The sequence below is a fragment of the Aeromonas sp. QDB14 genome (assembly GCF_027707845.1).
Lineage (GTDB): Bacteria > Pseudomonadota > Gammaproteobacteria > Enterobacterales > Aeromonadaceae > Aeromonas > Aeromonas caviae.
Genome location: NZ_JAPCJD010000212.1, coordinates 1 through 665, shown reverse-complemented (window position 1 = coordinate 665; position 665 = coordinate 1). Strand labels below are relative to the sequence as shown.

The window sequence follows — 665 nt, the reverse complement described above, 5'->3', positions numbered from 1 at the left end:
ACCATCGGCCACGTTGACCACGGTAAAACCACCCTGACCGCCGCCATCACCAACGTGCTGGCCAAGCACTTCGGTGGTAAAGCTTTCGCCTTCGACCAGATCGACAAGGCACCGGAAGAGCGTGAGCGTGGTATCACCATCAACACCTCCCACGTAGAATACGACACTGCAACCCGCCACTACGCCCACGTAGATTGCCCGGGTCACGCCGACTACGTTAAAAACATGATCACCGGTGCTGCCCAGATGGACGGCGCAATCCTGGTAGTAGCAGCGACTGACGGCCCGATGCCGCAGACTCGTGAGCACATCCTGCTGGGTCGTCAGGTAGGCGTTCCGTACATCATCGTGTTCATGAACAAGTGCGACATGGTAGATGACGAAGAGCTGCTGGAACTGGTCGAGATGGAAGTTCGCGAACTGCTGTCCGAGTACGACTTCCCGGGTGATGACCTGCCGGTAGTCCGTGGTTCCGCACTGAAAGCGCTGGAAGGCGAAGCTCAGTGGGAAGAGAAGATCCTGGAACTGGCTGGCCACCTGGACACCTACATTCCGGAGCCGGAGCGTGCCATTGACCAGCCGTTCCTGATGCCTATCGAAGACGTCTTCTCCATCGCAGGCCGTGGTACCGTAGTAACCGGTCGTGTAGAGCGCGGTATCGTCAA

At 58.2% G+C, this 665-nt stretch carries 1 protein-coding gene; it reads left to right on the top strand.

Annotation, left to right across the window (positions count from 1 at the left end):
* The coding region (locus PG887_RS22555; protein WP_270822966.1) for a GTP-binding protein at positions 1-665 on the top strand (665 nt) is incomplete at both ends.